At 70.8% G+C, this 19,946-nt stretch carries 18 protein-coding genes; 14 read left to right on the plus strand and 4 right to left on the minus strand.

Translation table 11 applies throughout. The features are described from left to right. Positions 1–26: 26 nt before the first annotated feature. Positions 27–1,910 carry an ABC transporter ATP-binding protein gene (locus tag OHA73_RS04255; protein WP_266719117.1) on the minus strand — a complete coding sequence of 628 codons (1,884 nt, stop codon included), beginning with the start codon at positions 1,908–1,910 and terminating at the stop codon, positions 27–29. A gap of 233 nt (positions 1,911–2,143) precedes the next feature. Between OHA73_RS04255 and OHA73_RS04260 the strand changes: the two genes are divergently transcribed. Together OHA73_RS04260 and OHA73_RS04265 are read left to right on the plus strand one after the other, a co-directional pair. Further along, positions 2,144–4,426 carry a glycoside hydrolase family 3 N-terminal domain-containing protein gene (locus OHA73_RS04260; RefSeq protein ID WP_327654219.1) on the plus strand — a complete coding sequence of 761 codons (2,283 nt, stop codon included), beginning with the start codon at positions 2,144–2,146 and terminating at the stop codon, positions 4,424–4,426. 22 nt (positions 4,427–4,448) lie between these two features. Next, entirely contained in the window at positions 4,449–5,228 is a 780-nt protein-coding gene (locus OHA73_RS04265) for a crotonase/enoyl-CoA hydratase family protein (protein ID WP_327654220.1), read from the plus strand. Between the two features lie 148 nt (positions 5,229–5,376). Here OHA73_RS04265 and OHA73_RS04270 read toward each other — a convergent pair whose 3' ends face one another. Then, entirely contained in the window at positions 5,377–6,237 is an 861-nt protein-coding gene (locus OHA73_RS04270) for a GNAT family N-acetyltransferase (protein WP_327654221.1), read from the minus strand. A gap of 169 nt (positions 6,238–6,406) precedes the next feature. Here OHA73_RS04270 and OHA73_RS04275 point away from each other — a divergent pair, with 169 nt between their 5' ends. The 3 genes from OHA73_RS04275 to OHA73_RS04285 all read left to right on the plus strand — a co-directional run bounded on the left by OHA73_RS04275 (position 6,407) and on the right by OHA73_RS04285 (position 8,041). Then, a complete protein-coding gene (locus OHA73_RS04275) occupies positions 6,407–7,231 on the plus strand; it encodes an SAM-dependent methyltransferase (protein ID WP_267072074.1) in 825 nt (274 codons plus the stop codon). A gap of 134 nt (positions 7,232–7,365) precedes the next feature. Then, the gene (locus tag OHA73_RS04280) at positions 7,366–7,542 is read left to right on the plus strand and encodes a hypothetical protein (RefSeq protein WP_266717239.1); all 177 of its coding nucleotides are present in this window, start codon (positions 7,366–7,368) and stop codon (positions 7,540–7,542) included. A gap of 304 nt (positions 7,543–7,846) precedes the next feature. Next, on the plus strand, positions 7,847–8,041 hold the full coding sequence (locus tag OHA73_RS04285; protein WP_267072073.1) for a CsbD family protein: 195 nt from the start codon (positions 7,847–7,849) through the stop codon (positions 8,039–8,041). Positions 8,042–8,175: 134 nt separating this feature from the next. Here the strand turns inward: OHA73_RS04285 and OHA73_RS04290 are convergent, their stop codons facing one another. After that, positions 8,176–9,087 (minus strand): YceI family protein, encoded by a 912-nt coding sequence (locus tag OHA73_RS04290; RefSeq protein ID WP_266717235.1) that lies wholly within the window; start codon positions 9,085–9,087, stop codon positions 8,176–8,178. 279 nt (positions 9,088–9,366) lie between these two features. On the opposite strand from OHA73_RS04290, the gene OHA73_RS04295 reads away from it, so the two are divergent. From OHA73_RS04295 to OHA73_RS04330, 8 genes are all read left to right on the plus strand, one after another. Next, the gene (locus OHA73_RS04295; protein WP_327654222.1) at positions 9,367–10,584 is read left to right on the plus strand and encodes a hypothetical protein; all 1,218 of its coding nucleotides are present in this window, start codon (positions 9,367–9,369) and stop codon (positions 10,582–10,584) included. After that, complete coding sequence (locus OHA73_RS04300; protein ID WP_327654223.1) at positions 10,581–11,750, plus strand: hypothetical protein; 1,170 nt, start codon at positions 10,581–10,583, stop codon at positions 11,748–11,750. The genes OHA73_RS04295 and OHA73_RS04300 overlap by 4 nt, the downstream gene beginning before the upstream one ends. A 141-nt stretch (positions 11,751–11,891) precedes the next feature. Further along, complete coding sequence (locus tag OHA73_RS04305; protein ID WP_327654224.1) at positions 11,892–13,055, plus strand: ROK family protein; 1,164 nt, start codon at positions 11,892–11,894, stop codon at positions 13,053–13,055. A gap of 34 nt (positions 13,056–13,089) precedes the next feature. Then, on the plus strand, positions 13,090–14,355 hold the full coding sequence (locus OHA73_RS04310) for an ABC transporter substrate-binding protein (protein WP_327654225.1): 1,266 nt from the start codon (positions 13,090–13,092) through the stop codon (positions 14,353–14,355). Then, entirely contained in the window at positions 14,355–15,323 is a 969-nt protein-coding gene (locus OHA73_RS04315) for a carbohydrate ABC transporter permease (RefSeq protein WP_266717226.1), read from the plus strand. The genes OHA73_RS04310 and OHA73_RS04315 overlap by 1 nt, the downstream gene beginning before the upstream one ends. After that, positions 15,316–16,152 (plus strand): carbohydrate ABC transporter permease, encoded by an 837-nt coding sequence (locus tag OHA73_RS04320; protein ID WP_266717225.1) that lies wholly within the window; start codon positions 15,316–15,318, stop codon positions 16,150–16,152. Before OHA73_RS04315 ends, OHA73_RS04320 begins: the two co-directional genes overlap by 8 nt. 37 nt (positions 16,153–16,189) lie before the next feature. Next, positions 16,190–17,206 carry a Gfo/Idh/MocA family protein gene (locus tag OHA73_RS04325; protein WP_327654226.1) on the plus strand — a complete coding sequence of 339 codons (1,017 nt, stop codon included), beginning with the start codon at positions 16,190–16,192 and terminating at the stop codon, positions 17,204–17,206. Next, the gene (locus OHA73_RS04330) at positions 17,203–18,237 is read left to right on the plus strand and encodes a Gfo/Idh/MocA family protein (protein ID WP_327654227.1); all 1,035 of its coding nucleotides are present in this window, start codon (positions 17,203–17,205) and stop codon (positions 18,235–18,237) included. Before OHA73_RS04325 ends, OHA73_RS04330 begins: the two co-directional genes overlap by 4 nt. Before the next feature lie 67 nt (positions 18,238–18,304). On the opposite strand, the gene OHA73_RS04335 is transcribed toward OHA73_RS04330, so the two are convergent. Next, positions 18,305–18,898, minus strand: coding sequence for a TetR/AcrR family transcriptional regulator (locus OHA73_RS04335; protein WP_266717222.1), 594 nt, complete (start codon positions 18,896–18,898; stop codon positions 18,305–18,307). A 91-nt stretch (positions 18,899–18,989) separates the two neighbouring features. On the opposite strand from OHA73_RS04335, the gene OHA73_RS04340 reads away from it, so the two are divergent. Then, the gene (locus OHA73_RS04340; RefSeq protein WP_327654228.1) at positions 18,990–19,943 is read left to right on the plus strand and encodes an alpha/beta fold hydrolase; all 954 of its coding nucleotides are present in this window, start codon (positions 18,990–18,992) and stop codon (positions 19,941–19,943) included. Positions 19,944–19,946 lie beyond the last annotated feature (3 nt).

Genomic DNA, 19,946 nt, shown 5'->3' on the forward strand with positions numbered 1-19,946 from the left:
CGCAACCACGGTGACCGTGGCGCCCCCTACGCCGCCTCCACGACCTCCGCTCCCCCGAACTGCGTCCGATACAGCTCCTCGTACCGGCCGCCCCGCACCACAAGCTCCTCGTGCGTCCCGCGCTCCACCACTCGCCCCTCCTCCACCACGAGAATCTGGTCGGCGGAGCGGATCGTCGAAAGCCGGTGGGCGATGACCACGGCCGTGCGCCCCTCCAGCGCCTCGGCGAGAGCCTCCTGCACGGCCGCCTCCGAGGTGTTGTCGAGGTGGGCGGTGGCCTCGTCGAGGATGACGACGCGCTGGCGGGCGAGGAGCAGCCGGGCGATGGTCATGCGCTGGCGTTCGCCGCCGGAGAGCCGGTAGCCGCGTTCGCCGACGACCGTGTCCAGGCCGTCCGGCAGGTCGCGGACGAGTGCGTCGAGGCGGGCGCGGGTCAGCACGTCCCACAGGTCGTCCTCGCTCGCCTCGGGGCGGGCGAGCAGCAGGTTCGCGCGGATGCTGTCGTGGAAGAGGTGTCCGTCCTGCGTGACCATGCCGAGCGTGGCGCGCAGCGAGACGGCGCTGGTGTCGCGGACGTCGACGCCGCCGATGCGGACGGCCCCGCCATCGGTGTCGTAGAGCCGCGGCAGCAGCGACGCGATGGTCGACTTGCCGGCGCCGGAGGAGCCGACGAGCGCCACCGTCTGGCCGGGTTCGGCCCGGAAGGAGACTCCGTGCAGCACCTCGGCGCCGCCGCGTGTGTCGAGGGAGGCGACCTCTTCGAGCGAGGCCAACGACACCTTGTCGGCGGAGGGGTAGCCGAAGCGGACGTCGTCGAACTCGACGGCGACCGGGCCCTCCGGGATCGCGCGGGCGTCGGGCTTCTCGTCGATGAGCGGCTTGAGGTCGAGCACCTCGAAGACCCGCTCGAAGCTGACGAGCGCGCTCATCACCTCGACGCGGGCGCCGGCGAGCGAGGTGAGCGGCGCGTACAGGCGGGTCAGGAGCAGCGCCAGAGAGACGACCGCGCCCGCCTTCAGGGTGCCGGTCAGCGCGAAGTAGCCACCGAGGCCGTACACGAGTGCCAGTGCGAGGGCGGAGACGAGGGTGAGCGCGGTGATGAACGCCGACTGCGCCATGGCGGTGCGTACGCCGATGTCGCGCACCCGGTGGGCGCGTTCCGCGAACTCGGCCGACTCGTCGCCGGGCCGGCCGAACAGCTTGATCAGCGTGGCGCCCGGCGCGGAGAACCGCTCGGTCATCCGCGTCCCCATGGCCGCGTTGTGCTCGGCGGCCTCGCGCTGGAGGCGGGCCATGCGGGAGCCCATGCGGCGGGCGGGGAGCACGAAGATCGGCAGGAGGACAAGGGCGAGCAGCGTGATCTGCCAGGACAAGGTCAGCATGACCGCCAGGGTCAGGATCAGCGTGACCACGTTGCTCACCACACCGGACAGCGTGTTGCTGAAGGCGCGCTGCGCGCCGATCACGTCGTTGTTGAGGCGGCTGACCAGGGCTCCCGTGCGGGTCCTGGTGAAGAAGGCGACGGGCATGCGCTGTACGTGGTCGAAGACGGCGGTCCGCAGATCGAGGATGAGGCTTTCGCCGAGGTTCGACGAGAGCCAGCGGGCCAGCAGCCCGATGCCCGCCTCGGCGAGCGCGATGACCGCGATGAGGAGGGCGAGCCGGATGACGCGGCCCTCGTCGTCGCCGCCCACGATCGCGTTGACGACCGTGCCCGCGAGCATCGGCGTCGCCACGGCGAGCAGCGCGGTCAGGATGCTCAGGAACACGAACTGGGCGATGCGGCGCCGGTGCGGCCGGGCGAAGCCGGCGATCCTGCGAAGGGTCGCGCGGGCGAAGGGACGGCCCTTGGGCCCGCCGTCCTGGGCGTTCATGACGCTGTGCAGCTGCGTCCAGGCTGTGGTCTCCATGCTCATGCCGATGACGTTAGGACCTCAACCAATCTTGAGGTCAAGAACAATCGAAAACCACGGGAAATGGCGTACGACTGTGCACCGGTCACAGCGCTCGCTCCAGAAGATCGAGCGCGGCGCCGACACCCCGGTCACACCTCTTGACCCTCGGGTAACCGGAACGTAACTTCGCTTCAATTCTTGTGCCCATTACACAAGTTGTGGGCCCCGTACGATCGGGAAGCGAAGGCATGCCGGAGCTACGCAGACGTACCCTGCTGTCCGCGATCGGCGTCACCGCCGGCGCGGGCGCCGTCACCACCAGCCAGACCGCCACCGCGTACGCGGCCCCGACGGACACCGCCGCGCCGCCCGCGCGGCACGAGAGCAAGGTCCGGGGCCTCCTGGCCCGTATGACTCTCGAAGAGAAGCTGGGCCAGCTCCAGCAGCTCCCCTGGTCCTACGACCTCAATCCGGGCTCCGGCACGACGAAGGCGGTCGAGGACGCGGCGCGGGCCGGGCGGGTCGGCTCGGTGTTCAGCATCTTCGGCGCCAAGACCACCAACGAGCTGCAGCGCATCGCCGTAGAGGAGTCCCGGCTCGGCATCCCGCTCCTTTTCGGGCTGGACGTCATCCACGGCTTCTGGACCAACTTCCCGATCCCGCTCGCCCAGGCCTCCAGCTTCGACCCGGACGTGTCCCGCTCGGACGCAGAGGTGTCCGCCAAGGAGGCCCGCTCCAACGGCGTGCACTGGACGTTCGCGCCGATGATGGACGTCACGCACGAGCCGCGCTGGGGCCGGATCGCCGAGGGCAACGGCGAGGACCCGTATCTGACCGCGCGGTTCGCGGCGGCCAAGGTGAAGGGCTACCAGGGTTCGGGCTACGGCTCGAAGGACACCGTCGCCGCGTGCGCGAAGCACTTCGTGGCGTACGGCGGCGCGGAGGGCGGCCGCGACTACAACACGGTCGACGTGTCCGAGTCGCGCCTGCGCAACCTCTATCTCCCGCCGTTCAAGGCGGCGTTGGACGCGGGTGTCGCCACGGTGATGGCCTCCTTCAACACCATCAGCGGCGTCCCGGCGCACGGCAATCCCCACACGCTCACCGACATCCTCAAGAAGGAGTGGGGATTCGAGGGCCTTGTCGTCAGCGACTACACGGGCGTTCAGGAGCTGATCGCGCACGGCTTCGCCGAGGACGGCGCGGACGCGGCCCGGCTCGCCCTCAACTCCGGTGTCGACATGGAGATGACGAGCACCAACCTCCTCACCAACGGCAAGAAGCTGCTGCGCGCCGGGAAGATCAAGGAGCGGCGGATCGACGAGGCGGTGGCGAGCGTGCTCCGCCTCAAGTACGAACTCGGCCTGTTCGACGACCCGTACGTGGAGGAGTCGACGGCGATCAACGAGCCCTCGGCGGCCGCCCGCAAGGCGGCGCGTACGGCGGCGTCCCGCTCGATGGTCCTGCTGAAGAACGAGCAGGACGCGCTCCCGCTGAAGAAGTCGCTCAAGTCCCTTGCTGTGGTTGGCCCGTTCGGCGACTCCTCGGATCTGCTCGGTACGTGGGTGGTGCCCGCGTCGGCCGAGAAGTTCCCTGCGGTCAAGGTGCTCGACGCGGTGAAGAGGGCCGCGCCGGACGCCAAGGTCACGTACGCGCGCGGCGTCGACCCGGAGGGCAAGGACACCGGCGGCATCGCGGACGCGGTCACCGCCGCCAAGTCCGCCGACGTCACGATCGTGGTCGTCGGTGAGCCGTCGTCTATGAGCGGCGAGGCCGCGGCCCGCAGCGACATCTCGCTGCCGGGCGCGCAGGAGAAGCTGATCGCGGCGATCTCCGAGTCGGGCAAGCCGTTCGTGGTGGTCCTGGTGGGCGGCCGGCCGTTCACCGTCGGCGACTGGCTGGACAGCGCCCCGGCCGTCCTGGAGGCCTGGCACCCCGGCATCGAGGCGGGCAACGCGATCGCGGACGTCCTGTTCGGCACGGTGAACCCCGGCGGCAAGCTGCCGGTCTCCTTCCCGCGCACGACCGGCCAGATCCCGATCCACTACAACCACGAGTCGACGGGCCGCCCGTACGATAAGGACAACAAGTACACGTCGAAGTACCTGGACCTGCCGCCGACTCCGCAGTTCCCGTTCGGCTACGGCCTCAGCTACACGACGTTCGCCTTCGGTACGCCGAAGCTGAGCCGCTCCTCGATCCCGGCGGGCGCCCTGCGCAAGGGCGACACCTTCGAGGTGTCGGTCCAGGTCCGCAACACCGGCTCGCGCTCCGGCGACGAGGTCGCGCAGCTGTACGTGCGCGATGTGGCGGCGTCCCTCACCCAACCGGTGCGCAGGCTGCGCGGGTTCAAGCGGGTCACGCTGGACGCGGGCGCGTCGACGACGGTCCGGTTCCAGCTCGGCGCGGAGGACCTCGGCTTCTGGACGAACGACTCCAGCGGCGAATTCCGGGTCGAGGAGGGCACGTTCGAGCTGTACGTGGGAAGTAGCTCGACGGCGGATGCGAAGCTGAAGCTCACCGTCACCTGACCCCGTTGCCCCGGAGGTTCTCATGCCGGTCCGCGTCGAACGCGCAGGCCACGTCACCACGGTCGTCCTGTCCCGCCCGGAGGCCCGCAACGCGGTCGACGGGCCGACGGCCGACCGACTGGCCGACGCCTTCCGGGCGTTCGAGGCGGACGGCGCGGCGCGGGTGGCCGTGCTGTGGGGCGAGGGCGGCACGTTCTGCGCGGGCGCCGACCTCAAGGCGATCGGCACGGAGCGCGGCAACCGGGTGGCGGAGGACGGGGAAGGGCCGATGGGCCCGACCCGCCTCCGCCTGACGAAGCCGGTCATCGCGGCCGTGGCCGGTCACGCGGTGGCGGGCGGCCTCGAACTCGCCCTCTGGTGCGATCTGCGGGTCGCCGAGGAGGACGCGGTGTTCGGTGTCTTCTGCCGCCGCTGGGGCGTCCCGCTGATCGACGGCGGCACGGTACGCCTCCCCCGCCTCATCGGCGAGAGCCGCGCGAGCGACCTGATCCTCACCGGCCGCCCCGTCCCGGCACAGGAGGCGTACGACATCGGTCTCGCGAACCGCCTTGTCCCGACCGGGAGTTCGCGCGCGGCGGCGGAGGCGCTCGCCGCGCAGATCGCGGGCTTCCCGCAGGACTGCCTGCGCAGCGACCGGGCGTCCCTGCGGGAGCAGCACGGCCGGGACGAGGCGGCGGCGATGGGCACGGAACTTCGTTACGGCATGGGTGTGTTGGGCGGGGCGCTCGAAGGGGCGGGGCGGTTCGCGGCGGGGGCGGGGCGGCACGGGGCCTTCGAGGACCACGGTCCGGAACGCGACTGAGGCGGCGGCGCTGCTGGAGGCGGGACGCGGCTGGGCCGCTGGATGCCGGACGCGGCTGACCTCACAGGAGCCGAGCTGCAGAGCCGACCTCAGAAGCTCACCTCACCCGACCTCAGAAGCTCACGCCACCCGACCCCAAGACCTCACCTCACCCGAGCTCAAGAGTCGTCACGCCGAAGACCCGCTCCTCGGCGAACGCCCGGACCGGCCCGGTGTACATCCGGGCCGTCTCGAACCCCGGCACGAGACCCCGCCCCTCGGCGAGAGCGACGGCCGCCGGGTTCGACGCGGGCACATCGAGGCCGACCGGCCGCCCCGCCGGAGCGAGCGCGTCGAACAGGACACGCGCGTCGTCCGGCGTGTCCGCGAACAGCGGCCCGATCCGCTGCATGTCATGTCCCTCGCGCAGCACGCCGTACCCGGTGACGCGCCCGCCGACGACGCGAGCGCGGACGACGTGCCCCTCCGTGGTCAGCCAGGACTCGAGGAAGCGGGGCCGGTCCGCCGGATAACAGGCACTGTCGTACGCGACGAGTGGCGCGATATCGCCCTCGACCGGCACGACGCCGCCGGCCGTGGGCCCGACCGCACCGCCGGTCGCGATCCCGGTGAACCGGACGGTGCGGTGGGCGAGTTCGAAGCCGGACTTGCGGTAGTTGCCCTGCTGGGCGACGACACCGTCGAGCCCGACGGTGCGCCCGCCCGCGTGCGCCAGCCCCGCCTTCCAGGTGGCGACGCCGTGGCCGATGCCACGCAGGTCGGGACGGACGAGATAGCAGCCCAAGAAGGCGTAAGCGTCCCCGTAGTTGACGACGGTGACGGCGGACACGGGCTCGCCGTCGATCCGGCCGAGGAAGAACCCGTCGGGGTCCTGGGCGAAGAAGCTGACCCCGTCGGCCACGCCGGGGTTCCAGCCCTCGTCGGCGGCCCACCCGCGGATCACCGGCCAATCGGCGAGCGTGGCGCGGGAGATGTCGAGGCGTGCGGGACGCTGGGGGACGCCACTCATGCGCGATGCTCCTGTCTCAGTTTCCACTCCGATGTCTCAGTTTCCACTCCGAGCTTCCACCCCGACCAGCCGTCCTCCCCCATTGCACCCACACGCTTCGCACACGTACGGCAGGATGTTCGTGCAGGCACTCGAACATCCACGGACGACAGGGGAGTTGCAGCCACCCATGCCCTCGACGCCCGACACATCCCCCACTCCACCGCGCATCGACACCAGCAGGCCGCACCCTGCGCGGGTGTACGACTGGTATCTCGGCGGCAAGGACAACTATCCGGTGGACGAGGAACTCGGCCGGCAGATCACCACGCTGGAGCCGACGGCCAAGTACGCGGCGCGGCACAACCGTTGGTTCATGCATCGCGCGACCCGGATGCTCGCGGCGCGCGGCGGCGTCACCCAGTTCCTCGACATCGGCACCGGCATCCCGACCGAGCCGAACCTGCACCGCATCGCGCAACTCGCGGCGCCCGAGGCGAGTGTGGTGTACGTCGACAACGACCCGATCGTGCTGCGGCACGCGGAGGCGTTGCTGCGCGGCACGCCGGAGGGGGTCACGCGCTACGTCCAGGCCGACGCCCGCGAGCCGGACAGGATCCTCGAACTGGCCCGGGAGATCCTGGACTTCGAGCGCCCGATAGCGGTGTCGTTGATCGCGCTCCTGCACTTCATCCCGGACGGCCAGGGCGCGTACGACATCGTGCGCACGTTCGTCGACGCCCTGCCCTCGGGCAGCCACTTGGTCCTGTCGCACGTGGCCGCGGACTACGACCCGTCGCGCACCCAGCAGGCGATCGACATGTACGCGGCCGGCGGCGTCACCCTCGCGCCGCGCACGCACGAGGAGATGACGAAGTTCTTCACAGGGACCGGACTCGAGCTCGTGGACCCCGGTGTGGTCTGGCTCCCCGACTGGCACCCGGAGTTGGCCGTCGACGAGGACCGCGACGGATCGCCGGTGCCGATGTACGGGGCGGTGGGCCGCAAGAACTGAAGTGACCTGAACCACCAGGCCACTTGGGAGCGACAGGACTTACGACGCCTTTACGCATGACGAAACTCACACATGGCGATAGCCACGTGACGGACCGCAGCGAATAGACGTACGGATCCCCTACGCTCTTTCACATGTCCGCCATCCCAGCCTCACGCTCCATACGGTCCGCCGACGTGGTCAACGAGCAGATTCGTGACCTGTGGGCGCGCACGGGTGGACGCCTGAACCCCGAGGACCGCGCCGAGTACGAGTCGCTGGTCACGGAATGGGCGTCCGCGATCGGCAGTGGGGTCGCGCAGCGCGCGTGACCCCACCCCGCGACCGCCGCCGCAGTCAGGACTGCGGGCGAGAGCCGTGATTCGCCGCGTGCTTGCGGCGCGCCTTCTTCTTCCGACGACGCTTCGACGACATGGGACCTCCCGGGGCAGAATGGGACATTTCGCCTGTTAACCATTCCACAGGCCCCACCCACCCGCGAACGGACATCCGGCTACGCAGCGCGACGGCTCGCATACACAGGTCACCACTCTCGGCAACCACTCCAGATGCGTCCCCTGCCGAGCACTCATACCGTTGCTGCCATCCCCCAGCTCAACCACGCAAGGAGCAGTCATGGGTGACGACAGCGCCATGGACAAGGCCAAGGGCAAAGCCAAGGAGATGACCGGCAAGGTCACCGGCAACGACCGGATGAAGGCCGAAGGGCAGACCGACCAGGCCCGCGGCAAGGCCAAGGAAGGCGTCGAGGGCCTCCGCGACAAGGCCGAAGGCGTCCGCGACTCCCTGCGGCGTGACGACGACCAGTAGTCGGCCTCGTACCGTGCCCGTGCCCTCCCGCTAGCGGGAGGGCACACGCATGCGGCGGCACGCGGCCCGCACGGACGTCACCCCGAAAGGCGCGGCGTCCGTGCGGACAGAAATCCGCAGGACTGCCCGCCCGCCTACTCCGGCGGCGTCGGCGTGTCCGCGCTGCGGTACATGGCCTGGAGGTCCATTTCGAGCTTGACCGTGGGGCCGACGACCGCGATGCCCTTGGCGAGCATGGTGCGCCAGTTCAGCGTGTAGTCCTCGCGGTGGAGTTCCGCCGTGGCGAGGGCCGCGCAGCGCAGTTCCTCGGCGTAGCCGCCGTTGACGACGCCGAGGTAGCCCGTTTCGAGGTCGACCGTGCGGCTCACGCCGTGCATGGTGAGGGCGCCCTGGACGGTCCACTTGGAGCCGCCCCGGTAGATGAAGCGGTCCGAGCTGAAGTGGATGTACGGGTAGTTCTCGATATCCAGGAAGTCGGCGGAACGCAGGTGGTTGTCGCGGGTGTTGTTGCCCGTGGTGATCGACCCGGCCTCGATGCGGACCTCGACCCGCGAGTCGGCCATGTCGGGCGCGATCTGGATGCCGCCCTCGAAGCGCGTGAAGCGGCCGTGGACGTGGGCCATGCCGACGTGCTTGGCGATGAAGCGGATCGCGGTGTGCGGCGGGTCGAACATCCAGGTGCCTGGCTGCGGCAGCTCGGGCGAGCGGCCGACGTGCAGCTGGATCCCGGTGAGCGGCAGCGTCTCGCCCTCGACGACCTCGACCGTCTGCTGGAACGGCTCCAGGCCCTCGGCCGCTATCAGGATGCTGTAGCGGCCGGGCTCCAGCGTGACGAAGACCAGGCCGAAGGGGTCGGTCGTGGCCTTCACGGAGACGCGCCCGCTCTGCGACTGCGTCACCGTGACCTGGGCGCCCGGCATGGGCTGACCGAACGGGTCGATCACCTCGCAGTGCACGCCGCCCGCACCCTGCGGCACGGAGTGGACGGGCCCACCACCCCGCGCTGCGGAACCGGCGCTCTTACGGCGGAACAATGCGAGGGGCATGAGGGGCCTTTCTTGGACATGTGACACGAGCGCGCCCACCTTGCCATGCACCCCGCCTGCCCAAATGGGGCGGAGTCGCGTATTCCGGCAGGCGCCAACCCGCCATTTCACAAGACCCACACCTTTCCGACGCCACCCGACCCCTGGACGTCACGCTCCTTCTCTCCCTCCCCGTGCGTGTTCACGGGTTCTCCGCAAAGCGTTGACGAAGCACGAAGCGCTCTGGCAGGGTCGCGAACCGGCGCCACCCCCACGTGGGACCGAGGAGATCCCCACCCGATGAAGTCAAGGCACACCCCCGCTCGCAGGACCGCGCCCCACACCCCCGCCCTGCGGCGCTTCGCCGAGACACACTGGGCCAGGGAGCCGGTGGTCGTCACCGACGCCCCGGCGCTGGGTCTCGACCCGGCCGACGCCCACGCGCTCCTCCTGGCGGCGGCCGCACAGCCGGATCCCGTTCCACTGCGCCTGGCCACGGCCGACGGTGTGCTGCGCGAACCGGACCCCCTGCTGCCCGGCCCCGCCGACCGGAACCTCGGCGGCTACGTCGCCCGCCTCGCCTCCGCGCCGCAACTCGGCGGCGACGGCTGGCTGCTGACCGCCTCCGACCCGCTGCACCGTGACTTCTCCGCGTGGTCGCGGGTACGGGACGCGCTGGCCGGGCTCTGGCGGTACGTCGGGTGGCCCGCGGTCCCGGTGACCGCGGAGTTGGCCGTCGGCGACCGACACCACTCCGTCACCGAGGCGGGCGACCCCGGCGCCGCGTCCCTCACCTGGGTCATCGACGGCGAGCTGACCGTGCGGGTGCGCCCCGAACACACCGGAACCGAGTACGAACTCCGGGCCACTGCGGGTGACTTGGTGCACTGGCCCGCCGGGAGCCGGCACCTCGATCACCGTACGGGACCGTGCACGACGCTCCGGGTGAGTGTGCCCGCCCGGACGGCCTCGGCCCTGCCGCCGGTCCTGGACGCCGTCAGCGGGCTGATGCGAAGACGCGGCCCGCACCCGGACACCCCCGTGACGCTCCCCCACCCGCTGCCCACGAGAGCCGACGGACGGCTGGCGTTACCCGCCCGGCTCACCGCCTCCGCCCGGCTGTTCACGGACACCGTCGCCGATCCGGACACCGAGCGGGCCCTGCTCGCCCACTGGGCCGGGCTGCGCTCCGCCGCGGGCCTGAATCCGGCACCCGCGCCACACCCCGCCGTACCCCTCACCTCCCGGCACCGATTACTGCGCGTCAGCGAGATCATCCGGGTCGCCACCGGGACGGACGACGCGCTGTGGGCGGCGAACGGACATGTCTGGCCGGTGCGGGGCCGCGCTGCCGACCACGTACTCAGCCACCTGCGCACGACACACCAAGACACCACGGTGGCCGACCTGGCCCGCTCGTCGGGGCTGTCCGACCGCTCCGCTTACCTCCACGGTGTGCTCCGCGAGCTGTGCCGTTCACGGGCCGTCGCGATCACGCCACCGGACCCGCACCGGTGACGGCGGGCGCCGCCACCCCGATCGACGTCCTCGGACCCGTCGGCCGGTCGGTCGACTGGCAACGCGTCGCGGCGGACCATTGGGACCGCCGGCCCGCGCTGCTCCGCCCGATCCGGACTCCCGGCCGAACCGCGCCTTTCAACCCCCACGAGGTCTTCGAGGGCGCCGTCGCCGCCGCGCACCACACCACGGCGGACGCCGACGAACGGATCCGGTTCACGTTGGGGCCGCGCCGCCTCACCGACCCCGGTGACCTCCTGCCCCGGCCGGAGGACGGCTCGTTCGCGGCCTACGACCGCCGCCTTGCACGGCAGTTGGGCGACACCCCCTTCGCCCTCGTCGTCCGGGAGCTGCACGCGGGACACCATCCGCTGTGGGCCAGGGAGCGGACCTTCCTCGCAGGTCTATGGGACGAGGTCGGCCAGCCCCTGGCGCCCATCGGCACGACGCTGTGCCACGGAACGTCCGAGCCACCACGCCCCTCGCCCTCCCACCACCGAGCAGCAACGTTCCTCTACGTCCTCCACGGCCGCCCCCGATTCCACCTCACCGGCCCCGGGGACCGACACTGGACGGCCTCGGCGCTCCCCGGCGACCTCCTCTACTGGCCCGCGGACCACGAGCACACCGTCCACGCGCCCGGCTCCCCCGCCACGACCGTGCGCATCTCCGTCCCGCGCGCCGCCTCGCCGCTCATCAGCCACTCCTCCCCGCACGGGACGTGGGGCGCGGTCGACACCCTCGTACCGCACGGCGAGCCACCCGACGACCTGCCCGGCACCCTGCCCCCTGCCCTCGCCGCTGCGCTCGACCACCTCCGCCAGGAGGCCCGCCCCGCACCGCTCCAACGGCGCCTGGCCCACGAGGTGTTGCGGCACGCCACGGACGGCGGCCTGCGCCCGGCACCGGCGCCCACCCGGCCCGGCTACTTCACCGACGACGACGCGGTGCGGGCCACGGAGCGCGTGGTGTGGATGCCGGCCGGCGGGCAGCGCCTGGTCGCGGCGTGCGGACACGTCACGCGGACGGGGCTGACGGCGCGCGAACTGGGCGCCCTGATCGGCCGCTTGAACGACGGCGAGACGCTCCCGGTGGGCGAACTGACTCCGCCCGCACGCCGGTTGCTGGCGCGACTCTCCGCATTCCGCGCCGTGGAACGCCTGTAGAACCCACCCCGCCTAGATACGCAGGACTTCTGCAAAATTCTCGTACGCACAGGGTTCCCCGACCCTCACCCTTATGCAACAGTCCTGCACAACCGGACCGACGACACCGACGATACCGACGACGCGGCGGAGGCACAGTCCATGGCGGGGCACGACCGGGCGCGCGGGCACGATCTCGCGGCCCTTCGCGGACTCAACACCTCAGTGGTGCTGCGGTCGTTGCGCCAGGAGAGCCCGCAGACGGTCAGCCGGCTCACCGGCTCCACCGGCCTGTCCCGGCCCACGGTCGAGGTGCTGGTCGAGGAGCTGATCGCACAGGGCTGGATCGCGGAGACGACCGCGCCGCCCGCCGTACGCTCCCCCGGGCGGCCCGCGCGCCGCTTCCGGTTCCGGGCCGAGGCCGGGCACGTCGTCGGCGTCGACATCGGCCTCAAGAAGCTGGTGCTGCTCCTGTCCCGCCTCGACGGCGAGATCGTCGCGCGCCACCGCGAGGACTTCCCCACGCCCCTGACCGGCGCGGAACGCATCGAACTGCTGCGCACCAGGCTGCGCACCTTCCTCGCCGACCACAGACTCGGCCCGCACGACGTGTGGTCCGTCGGCATCGGCGTGCCGGGCATGGTCGACGACACCGGCCGGATCCGCTCCGTGATCGTCCCGGACTGGACCGACCTGGACCTGGCGCGCCGCCTCGCGGACGAACTCCCCTGCCCCGTCCTGGTCGAGAACGACGTGAACCTCGCGACGCTCGCCGAGCACTGGCAGGGCGCCGCGGAACTCGCGGACGACGTGGCGTGCGTGCTCGTGGGGCGGCGCATCTCGTGCGGCGTGATGATCGACGGGCGCCTGCACCGGGGGCGCCGCGGTGGCGCGGGCGAGCTGGGCATCCTGCCGCAGCTCGGCCTGAACGAGGCCGGGGACGCGCTCGGCTGGGACGGCGACCGGCTGCCCGGCGAATCGGAGACCGACGCACTCGCACGCGCCGTCCGCGCCCAGCACCCCAAGGCCCTCGCCGTCCTGGACCGCTACCTCGCCGGCCTCGCACCCGGCATCGCCGCACTCGTCCTCGCCCTCGACCCCGAACTCCTCGTCCTGTCCGGCGCCCTGTCCCCGGTCGGCGACCCACTGGGCCCCCTCCTCGCCGCCCACCTCTCCCCCCTGACCCTCCACGTCCCCCGCATCGCGGTCAGCACGCTGGGCCGCGAGGGCGTGGCACTCGGCGCGGTGCGCCGCGCACTGGACGAGGTGGACACCCATCTCCTCGACGGGGCGGGTCCTTCGCGCCCGTCGTCCCTCGCTCACTGACACCTCTCCGTACACCTACCGACCGGAGGCGCGCATGCGCAGGAGAAGTCTTCTCGCCGGTGCCCTCGCGGCGACCCCGTTCGCCGCCGGCTGCAGCGCGAGCGGCGGCGATTCCACCGCCGCCACCCGCACGGGCCGCACCGCACTCTCGTACGGCATGTGGGACCCGGCCCAGGTCCCCGGCATGCAGCAGGTCATCCGGGCCTTCGAGCGCGAGAACCCGGACGTCTCCGTGGAGATCCAGCTCACCCCGTGGAACTCCTACTGGACGACGCTGCGCACGGCGATGCGGGGCGGCACGGCGCCCGACGTGTTCTGGATGAACGCCGTGAACATCAAGCTGTACGCGGCCAATGGCACGCTGGTGCCGCTCGACGAGCACATCACCCGCGCCCGCACCCCGCTCGGCAAGCATCCCGAGGCACTGGTCGACATCTACAAGTACGGCGGCAGGCAGTACGCGCTGCCGAAGGACTTCGACACGATCGGGCTCTGGTACAACAAGGAGCTGTTCGACAAGGCGGGCGTGAAGTACCCGGATTCCTCCTGGACCTGGGACGACCTGCGCGACGCCGCACGCGAGCTGACCGACCCGAAACAGCGGGTCTACGGGATCGCCGCCGAGATGGACCGGCAGAACAAGTTCTATCCGACGATCTTCGGCGCCGGCGGCTACGTGCTGCGCGACGGCCGCTCCGGGTTCGCCGATCCGCGCTCCATCGAAGGCCTGCGCTTCTGGACCGACCTGGTGGACCGCGGCTGGTCGCCGCCACAGAGCGCCATGTCGGAGGTCCGGGCGCGCAATCTGTACCTGTCGGAGCAGGTGGCGATGAATTACGACCTGTCGTCGATGGCCTCGTTCATGTACGGGACGCCCGCCATTAAGGACCACGGCGGCGTCGCGGTCCTGCCGAAGGGGCGGAAACGGGCGACCGTCATCCACGGCCTCGCGAACTGCATCAGCGCCAAGTCCCGCAAGCGGGAAGCGGCCTGGAAGTTCGTGGACTTCATGGCGCGGAGCCGGGCGGGCGAGATCCAGGCCAAGGGTGGCGTGACCATCCCGTCGTACGCGGGGACGCAGGACGCCTGGCTGAAGTCGATGCCCGAGTTCGACCTGCGGTGCTTCCTCGACATGGTCGACTACGCGTACCCCTATCCGAGTTCACGGAACACGGCCGTCTGGGAGGACCTCGAGTATCTGCTGCTCGGGGCGCCGTTCAGCGGCAAGGGCGGCATCGAGGGCGCGGCACGCACGCTCGCGAAGCAGATGGACCGGGCGCTCGACGAGGAGGACAACTGATGGCCGTGTTCCCGTCGACGGCCGCCGCGGAGGCGGAGGGCCGCAGCAGGAAACCTCGTACGAAGGCGGGGCGCGAGGGCACCACGCGCGGACCCAACTCCCGTACACAGAAGGCCGCGTACGTCTTCATCGCGCCGATCGGACTCGGCTTCCTGCTGTTCTACCTCTGGCCGATGCTTCAGACCTTCGGCTTCAGCTTCACCCACTTCGGACCGTTCGGCGGCAACACCTGGACCGGCGGCGAGAACTACGCGCGCGTGCTGCAGGACGTCACCGTGTGGCGGGCCATCGGCAACACGCTCCTGTACGGGGCGATCGGGCTGCTCACGCTGCCGCTGTCGATCGCCGTCGCGGCCCTGCTGAACCGGCGCGGCCTGCGCGGCGTCGCCGTCTACCGGGCCCTGTACTTCATCCCGTTCGTGACGCTCCCCGTCGCGGTGGGCCTGGTGTGGAACTGGCTCTACAACGGCAACTTCGGCCTGCTCAACGAGGTGTTGTCGTGGTTCGGCGTGTCTCGGCACTTCTGGGCCTCGGACCCGTCGACCGCGCTGTGGGCCATCGGGGTCGTCGCCGTGTGGCAGAGCGTCGGCTACTACCTGATCATCTTCATCGCGGGGATCAAGGGCATTCCACAGGACTACTACGAGGCCGCCGAGCTGGACGGGGCGGGCCCGGTGCGCCGGTTCTTCACCATCACGATCCCGCTGCTGAGCCCGAGCATCTTCTTCGCCGCCGTCATCTGCGTGATCAACTCGCTCCAGATGTTCGACCTGATCTACGTGATGATGAGCCCCATGAACCCGGCGCTCGGGTCCACGCAGTCCGTCGTCAGCCTCTTCTACCAGTGGGCGTTCCAGCAGAACAACCAGGGCGCCGCGGCAGCTCTGGCCTTCCTCCTGATGCTGCTCACGGCGGCCCTGACGTTCCTCCAGTTCCGGCTCCAGAAGAAGTGGGTGCACTATGCGTGACTCGCTGCGCCGCGTGAACGGCGGCTCCGTCGCCACGCACGCGCTCCTCTCGCTCGGCGCGCTCGTGATGGTCTTCCCGTTCCTGTGGCAGCTGCTCACGGCGCTGAAGACGCTGCCGGAAGCGGTGCACGTACCGACGACGTTCCTGCCGCGGCAGTGGAACTGGGGCTCCTTCAAGGAGGTGTTCACGGCACTGCCCTACGGGGAGATGCTCGGCAACAGCCTCATCAACACGGCCGGCCGCACCGCGGGGCAGCTAGTGTTCTGCTCGCTCGCCGCGTACGCCTTCGCGCGGATGCGGTTCCGGGGCAAGAACGTGCTGTTCGCACTGTTCCTGTCGGTGCTGCTCGTCCCGTCCTCGCTGCTGATCCTGCCGCAGTACGACATCATCCAGCGGCTCGGCCTGCTGAACTCGCCGCCCGCGCTGTTCCTGCCGGGGATGTTCAGCGCCTTCGGCACCTTCATGCTGCGGCAGTTCTTCCTCTCCCTGCCCCGGGAGCTGGAGGAGGCGGCGCGCATCGACGGCGCGGGCCCCTTCCGCATCTTCTGGTCGATCATGCTGCCGCTGATCCGCCCCGCCCTCGCCGCGCTCGCGGTGATCACGGCGATGTGGTCGTGGAACGACCTGCTGTGGCCGCTCGTGGTGAACACGGACCCGGCGAAAATGCCGATCAGTGCCGGGCTGACCTCCCTGGAGGGGCAGTTCGAGACCAACTATCCGGTGATGATGGCCGGTTCGCTGATCGCGAGCCTGCCGATGATCGTCCTCTATCTCTTCCTTCAGCGGCACTTCGTGCAGGGCATCGCCCAGAGCGGCGCGAAGGGCTGACCCGAAGGACGAACCGCCCCCTCAGCAAAGGAGCTTCATGGCACGCCTCGACGTGGGCCTGATCGGTGCCGGCGGTATCGCCCGTGCCCATCTGCCCGCCTGGACCGCCCTGGGCGCGCGCGTCACGGTCCTGTCCACCGACGGTCATGCGGAGCAACTGGCCTCCAAGTACGCCGAGTTCGATGTGACGGCGGTACAGAGTCTCGCCGAACTCCTCGACCGGTGCAGCGTCGTCGACGTGTGCACCCCTACGTACACGCACCGGCAGCTCGTCCTCGACGCGGTCGCCGCGGGCAAGCACGTGGTGTGCGAGAAGCCGCTCTCGCTCGATGTCGCCGAGGCGCAGGAGATGGCCGGTGCGGCGCGGGCGGCGGGGGTGCTGCTGTTTCCCGCCCACGTCGTGCGGTACTTCCCCGCGTACGCGGCGCTCGCCGGTGCGGTCGCGGCCGGGAAGATCGGGGAACCGGCGGCGCTGCGGTTCACGCGGGCCGGGCGCTTTCCCGTGTGGGCGCCGTGGTTTTCCGATCCCGCGCTGTCGGGTGGCATTCTCGTCGACCAGATGATCCACGACCTGGACTTCGCGCGGCTGCTCGCCGGTGATGTCGTGCGGGTGCACGCGCAGGTGCGCGGCAAGCAGGACGCGGGTGCGGTCGCGGGGGACGTGGCGACCGGCACCGCGGTCCTCACGCACGCCTCCGGCGCCGTCAGTCATGTGCTGGGGGTGTGGGGGCAGCCCGATCTGCCGTTCCGGACGACGTTCCGGGTCGCCGGGCCTGGCGGGATCCTGGAGCACGACTCCACCGCCCACACCGGCTTCCGGGTGCTGGCGCAGGGGGTGCGCCAGGTCGGTGAGGGCATTCCGGGCAGTCCGATGACGGAGAGCCCCTATCTGACAGAGCTGCGGGAGTTCGCCGCGGCCGTCGAGGGCGGTCACGCGCCCCGCGTGACGGCGCACGACGGCGTCGAGGCCGTGCGGATCGCGTGCGCCGCCGCCGAGTCCGCGCGCACGGGCGCGCCCGTCGAACTGAAGGTGACCGAGGAGGCCGGGCTGTGAAGGGCGTGCAGGGCTTGAAGGTGGGTGTGTTGTCGTTCGCGCATGTGCACGCGGGCGGTTTCGCGCGGCAGCTCGCCGCGATGGACGGCGTGGAGGTGCTCGCGGCCGACCCCGACACAGATCTCGCGGCACCGGGCGAGGCCCGGGGGAAGGACTTCGCGTCCCGGATCGGCGTCAACTACGTAGACACGTATGAGGAGTTGTTCGCCTGGGGGCCCGACAAGGTCGTGGTCTGCTCGGAGAACGTGCGGCACAGGGCGCTGGTCGAACGCGCGGCCGCGCACGGCGTCGACGTGCTGTGCGAGAAGCCGCTCGCCACGACGCCCGAGGACGGCGCGGCGATGGTCGAGGCGTGCCGGGCCGCCGGGGTGCGGCTCGCGGTGGCGCACCCGGTGCGGTTCAGCCCGGCCTATCTCGCGGTGCGCGAGGCGGTGCGGGCGGGCACGACGGGTGAGGTGCTCACGGTGGCCGGCGCCAACAACGGCTATATGCCGGGCGCGCGGAGCCGCTGGTTCACCGACCCCGAACTCTCCGGCGGCGGCGCCGTCATGGACCACACCGTGCACGTCGCGGACCTCCTCGACGACCTCTTCGAGGGCTCCCCCGCGCGCTCCGTCTACGCGCAGACCAACAACCTGTTGTACGAGGGCCGGGCCGCGGTCGAGACGGCGGGCCTGCTCACCGTGACGTACGCGAACGGGGCCGTCCTCACGCTCGACTGCAGCTGGAGCCAGCCGCAGCACCACCCCGCGTGGGGCGGGCTCTCGATGCAGGTCATCGGCAAGCGGGCGGCGCTGGAGATGGACGCCTTCGACCAGAAGGTGCACGGCTTCAGCGAGACGGCACGGGCGGCCGTGGAACTCCCGTACGGCGTCGATCTGGACGCGCTGATGCTGCGGTCTTTCCTGTTCGGAGCCGACGGTTCCCCCGTCGATGTCACCGACGGCGAAGCCGGGCTGCGGTCGCTGCGGATCGTGGCCGCGGCGTACGAGTCGGCGCGGACGGGACGGACGGTGGCGGTGGCCGGCTAGCCCGTGGTCGAGTTCGGCCGCCGGGCCGGGACCGGTCCGGCGGCCGGTCTCTGTCCGGCCGTCGGGATCACCGGCTCCGGGCAGGCAAGGCGTGCGACAGCGCGCGCATGCTGATGTCGACGACCGTACGGAGCTGCTTCTGGCTCGTCCCGGCCCTGCTCATCACGGCCAGCGACTGGTTCACCGCCGCGAGGTGCACCGCGAAGTCGTCGGCATCGCCCTCGGCCAACTGCGCGGCCCCCAAAGCGGTCCGCAGGCGCGCGCATTGCAGGCCCAGGGCCTCGGTCGCGCGTGCGGCGATGGCGGGACTGAGTGCGGGTGACGACATTGCGGTCTGGGCGACCAGGCATCCGTCGGGTACGTCGGGGTCGGCGATGCGTTGCAGGGTGACCTCGAAGAATGCCCGTACCGCCTGGAGCGGTTCCTCGGACGCACGGGAAAGTGCCTGGTCGTAGCTGTCTCCGTAGCGCGCGGCGTAGCGGTCCAGGCAGCGCAGGTAGAGCGCGTCCTTGTCGCCGAACGAGGAGTAGAGGGAGCTGCGGTTCAGCCCGGTCGCCCTGGAGAGGTCGTCGACGGACGTGTCGGCGTATCCGGCCCGCCAGAACTGGGCCATCGCCGCGTCGAGCGCGACGCCCACGTCGAACTGCTTCTTGCCCGCCATCACGCATGCACCTCGTTCCTGGGCCGGTCGTCGTGGCCCCCGGCCCATCCTATCTTGAACTAATCAGTTCAAGATGACGTAGGGTCGATGCATGATCGACGACGACGCCTTGACCATGGCCCCGAACCGCTCCCACGAACAGAACCCGCTTCCCGGGCTGCCGCTGCACGACCTCGCGGGGTTCACCCACCGCTGGGTCGACGCGGACGGCATCCGGCTGCACGCCGTGGAAGGCGGCCGGTCGGGCGACCCTACCGTCGTGCTGCTCGCCGGATTCCCGCAGACCTGGTGGGCCTGGCGCAAGGTGATGCCGGGCCTTGCGGAGCGCTTCCACGTGATCGCGATCGACCTGCCGGGGCAGGGCCACTCCGACCGCCCTCAAGGGGGCTACGACACCCACACCGTCGCGTCGCGCGTCCAGGCCGCGCTGGACGCGCTCGATGTGCCGAAGTACTGGCTCGTGGCCCACGACATCGGGGCCTGGGTCGCCTTCTCGCTCGCCCTAAGGCACGAAGAGCGCCTGCACGGCGTCGCCCTGCTGGACGCCGGCATTCCCGGAATCACGCTCCCTGACTCGATCCCCACCGATCCCGAACGGGCCTGGAAGACCTGGCACTTCGCGTTCCACCTGGTGTCGGAACTGCCCGAGACCCTCCTCACCGGGCGCGAGCGCGACTACGTCGAATGGTTCCTGAAGACCAAAACCCTTCTCCCGGACGCCTTCGACGGCGCGGAGATCGACCACTACGCCGCCGCCATCGCGGCCGAGGGCGGACTCCGGGCGTCTCTCGCCTACTACCGCGACGCGGCGGAATCGGCGCGTAGGAATCACGAGGCGCTCGGGCGAGGGAAGTTGACCGTTCCGGTCCTGGGGATCTCCAGTTCCCATGGATCGATCCCCGACATGGCCGCCTCGATCGGCCCGTGGGCGGAGAACGCGACAGGAGCCTTCATCCCAGAGGCCGGGCACTTCATCCCCGACGAGCAGCCCGACGCGACGGTGGACGCGTTGACCGCGTTCATCGATCGCGGGCGTGTCGGGTAGTTC

The sequence above is a fragment of the Streptomyces sp. NBC_00483 genome, from assembly GCF_036013745.1.
Taxonomy (GTDB): Bacteria; Actinomycetota; Actinomycetes; order Streptomycetales; family Streptomycetaceae; genus Streptomyces.